Origin of the sequence: Arthrobacter sp. Bi26 (assembly GCF_918697925.1) — a bacterium.
GTDB lineage: Bacteria > Actinomycetota > Actinomycetes > Actinomycetales > Micrococcaceae > Arthrobacter.
On the sequence record NZ_CAKKMF010000169.1, the window covers coordinates 1 to 4230 of the forward strand.

Annotated in this window: 3 protein-coding genes; all 3 read left to right on the forward strand. The window is 62.8% G+C overall.

The genetic code is table 11. The features are described from left to right. A partial coding sequence (locus tag LQV16_RS22950; protein ID WP_229996142.1) for an APC family permease occupies window positions 1-1524 on the forward strand: 1524 nt, incomplete at its 5' end. Further along, window positions 1525-2436: a carbon-nitrogen hydrolase family protein gene (locus tag LQV16_RS22955; protein ID WP_229996143.1), complete on the forward strand. Its 912-nt coding sequence runs from the start codon at window positions 1525-1527 to the stop codon at window positions 2434-2436. A gap of 116 nt (window positions 2437-2552) precedes the next feature. Beyond that, window positions 2553-4202, forward strand: a complete 1650-nt coding sequence (locus LQV16_RS22960) for an amidohydrolase (RefSeq protein ID WP_229996144.1) — start codon at window positions 2553-2555, stop codon at window positions 4200-4202. Window positions 4203-4230: the final 28 nt, after the last annotated feature.

Sequence of the window (4230 nt, forward strand, 5' to 3'; positions counted from 1 at the left end):
GTTCCACCCCCCGCCGTTCCGGTTGCCGCTGCGAGCAAGGGATTGAAGGCCGGATCGATCGGTATCGGCCCGACGGTGGCATTGGGTCTTGCCGCTGTGGCCCCGGCGTACAGCCTCGCGGTGACCCTGGGTTTCGTTGTCCTGGCGGTCGGGTCGAGCACACCCGCGGCGTTCCTTCTGGGATTCGTGCCGATCCTGTTCACGGCCTTCGCCTTCCGGGATCTCAACCGGGAAATGCCTGATTGTGGCGGGGTATTCGTGTGGATCTCGCGTGTCTTCGGCCCGGGGACGGGCTGGTTTTTCGGTGGCTGGGTCCCCCAGATTGCCACCTTCATCTCCAGCGCGGCCCTGGCGCAGGTTGCCACGACGTATCTTCTGACCTTCCTGGGGCTCGGCTGGGCAGCTTCCCAACCGGTCATCATCGCCGCCATCGCGTGCGGGCTGATCGCGCTGAGCGGCGTTGTGGCGGCCCGGGGAATTGAACTCTCCGCGTGGCTCCAATACGCGCTGATTGCCTTGCAGCTGATTGCCCTGGGCGGCTTCTGCATCGGGGCCTTTACTGCCATGGCCGCCGGCACCGCGGCGGAAGGTGCGGAGCAGCCAAGGCTGGACTGGTTCAATCCCTTTGCCTCCGGCGATCTCTCCGGCCTGGTCCACGGCGTCATCCTGTGTCTGTTCATCTACTGGGGCTGGGACGCGCTGATCGCGGTCAATGAGGAAACGACCGACCGCAAAGGAACACCCGGGCGGGCCGTGGTCATCACCACCGTGATACTTCTGTTCTTCTACGTCGTGACCGCGACGGCCGCCGTCGGCTTTGCCGGGATCGCAGGCATCACGGACCCCGCAACCGTCTCGGACGTCCTGTCTGTGCTCGGCCCCCAAGCCACCGGCGGCTTCTTCGGGCAGATCATCATCCTCGCCGTCGGCATCTCGGCCTTGGCGGCCCTAATGACGGTCGCGGTTAGCAACCCCCGGTCCTGGCTCAGCATGGGAACTTACGGCGCACTGCCCGCGGCCACCACGAAGATGCATACGTCCAGGGGGACACCCACCACGTCAATCCTCTGGTGGGCGCTCCTGAGCATTGCCGTGACATTGCTTCTGACAGCGATCAGCGCCGACTTCATCGGCCTGGCCATACTTTCAGTCGGCCTGATGATCGCCGCCTACTACGCCGCGACGGCCTTGGCCTGCGTCGTGTATTTTGCTCCCCAGATGCGCACGTCCGCCTCAGCCCTTGTCCTGAAGGGCATCCTTCCGGGTCTGGGCGCCCTTCTGATGACAGGAGCGTTTGCGTACAGCGCCGTCGACATGATGTCCCCCGAATACGCCGGGCTCTCCTGGCTTGGCATCGGAACCGTGTTCTGGATCGGAATCGGCGCCCTGGCGCTAGGTGTTCTGGTCATTGCCATCATCCGCCCCAGACTCCGGCCCTACTTTTACGGGCAAACGATCCCCCGGGGAACTTTCTCCACCCGCAACGAACTGCAATCCATCCTGAGCAGCGAAACCGAGGCATAAATGCGCGTCCTATCCATTGCAGCAATCCAAACGAAACCCGTTCCCTACGACGTCGAAGCAACCTGGGAACGCTTCGCCGCCCAGGCCGAAACCGCCAAAGAGCTCGGACCTGACGTCGACATCATCGTCGCACCCGAACTTCTGCTCGCAGCACCCGGGGAATTCCTGATCCCGGACCCTGAGGGCGAAACCCGCTCGGCCGGCCCCATCCCCAGCGCGCTCACCGACCGGATCGCGGAGCTGGCCCGCCGCCTGGGGGTCTGGCTCGTGCCCGGATCCCTGCTGGAAACCGACGGCGGAAACACCTACAACACGGCAATCGCTGTCTCCCCCGAAGGCGAGATCGTGGCCCGGTACCGGAAGCTCTTTCCCTGGCGCCCGTTCGAAACAACGACGCCGGGCGGTTCGTTCGTGACCTTCGACATCCCGGACCGGGGACGCGTAGGCCTCGCCATCTGCTTCGATGGAAGCTTTCCCGAGGTCGCCCGGCAACTGGCATGGCTCGGAGCGGAAGTCATCATCCAGCCCACCCTGACCACGACCCGGGACAGGGAAATGGAAATCGTGATGTCACGTGCCAATGCCTTCGCAAACCAGGTCTACGTCGTCAACGTCAACGGCGCTGACCCATCAGCAGTCGGGGAAAGCGTCATCGTGGACCCGGAAGGCACCATCATGCAGCACGCCAGAGGAGGCGAGGAAATCCTCTACGGAGTCCTTGATCTCGACCGGGTCACACAGGTCCGCCGCTACGGAACCCACGGCATCAACCGGCCCTGGGCACAGCTCCACGACCAGCAGGGGATCCTGTCATACCCGATGTACGGCGGAGCGCATTTCCAACCCCCGGCCTGGAGCACTTCGGACCCCGACGCTTCACGCGCGAAACAATTCAGCGCCTCGAGGTTCTGACACCCGCATAAGGCAGCGCCCCTACAACGCCCGGTGCGTACCTCCGGCCCCCTCCGGAGGTACGCACCCCTGATCCCGTCAACAGTCGTCGGCAAACACGCTCAATACTCAAAATCATGGGAAGTCTGATGCCATCTAACCTCAGAACCGCGGACACTGTCATCGTCAATGCCAAGGTGCACACACTCGATCCAAGGCAGCCATCTGCCAGCACAATCGTCATCGCGAACGGCAGGATCCTCGCCGCTGGTGGCAAACACCTTCTTGGCGAACATCGCGGTCCACGCACCCAAGTGCACGATGCGAACGGCCAGACAATCACGCCGGGGCTCATTGACGGGCACATCCATCCCATCCAAGGGTCGGAAATCACGGTCGGCGTCGATCTCGGCTCAGTGTCTACTTTCGACGGTTTCCTCGCCGCCCTGCGCACCGAAGCAGCCAGAGTGCTTTCGGAGAACTCAGCGGGGTGGGTCCGGGGATGGAACCTTGACTACGGCGTCTTTGCAGGAAGGCGAATATCCGCTGACCTGATTGAGGAATCGGTCTACGGCCTGCCGACGTACATTCTCCTGTTTGATCTTCATACCGCGCTGGCGAGCAAAGAAGCTCTGAGATTGAGTGGCATCACGGGTGGGCGCCGGTTTTGCGACATGTCAGAGATTGTTGTTGACGAGGCAGGCAACCCAACCGGAGAGTTGCGGGAATCCACTGCCTACGAATTGGTGGGATCCACCGCGCCGGCTCTTTCTGCAGTGCAGGCCGTTGAGAGGGCACGGGAGCTGATCTCTTGCCTGTCGAGAACCGGCATCACCTCGGGAACGATCATGGATGGCGATACTGCTTCGCTCGATTTCATCGACAAGATCGATAGCACCGGACCGGGTCTGCCGGTCAGGCTGGTTTGCGCACTCGAGCACAGCCCTGGCCTGGCTGCCGAGGAAGCGCGGTCATACCTTTTGTCGAAGGATCGACAGGGTCGCCGCTGGCGCGGTGGGCTCGTCAAACTCTTGCTTGATGGTGTTATCGATACGGGAACCGGTTGGCTCTATGAACCGGACACGTTGGGCGGCGGACTGAAATCATTCTGGCCCGACCCGGCGGACTATGCTGCAACCGTCAAACAATATGGCGATGCAGGATTTCAAGTCGCGACGCACGCTATCGGTGATCGAGCCATCGGTGCTGCGATCGACGCCTATGTCTCGGCCGGCGTGCGGTCCCGCCGAGGAGCTCCGCACCGCATTGAGCACCTGGAATGCCTTGCGGATAGGGATCTTGCACGTCTTTCCGCGGCGGGCATCACAGCATCAATGCAGCCCCTGCACATGCAGTGGCGAAAGGCGGACGGATCCGATTCATGGTCCAGTCGTTTGGGGGTCGAGCGATCGAAACGGGCCTGGAGGATCCGCGACGTCATAGATTCAGGCGCTCCGGTTGCGCTGGGCTCGGATTGGCCAGTGGCTCAGTACGACGCGCGCATCGGCATGGCATGGGCCCGCCTGCGTCGGATCCCGGGCCGGACCGATGCGCCCGTCTTTGAACCTTCACAGAGGTTGACAGCGCTCGAAGCGCTCAAGGGCTTCTCGGTCTGGGCCGCCGAGGCCCAAGGAGACCATGACCAAGGAACCATCCGGCCCGGCAACAAGGCCGACCTCGCGGTATGGGCCGACGATCCACTCTTGGTTTCCGCCGACGACATCATCGGGCTCCCGATCGAGTCGACCTGGGTGGATGGAGAAATTGTCTTTAGCCGGCAAGACTAAGCGGACGTCGCGGCCCAAGGCGTGCCAA

Excerpts from the sequence above, each read along its gene's own strand:
- LQV16_RS22955 (WP_229996143.1), top strand. The coding sequence starts at position 1,525 with ATGCGCGTCCTATCCATTGCAGCAATCCAAACGAAACCCGTTCCCTAC.
- LQV16_RS22960 (WP_229996144.1), top strand. The coding sequence starts at position 2,553 with ATGGGAAGTCTGATGCCATCTAACCTCAGAACCGCGGACACTGTCATC.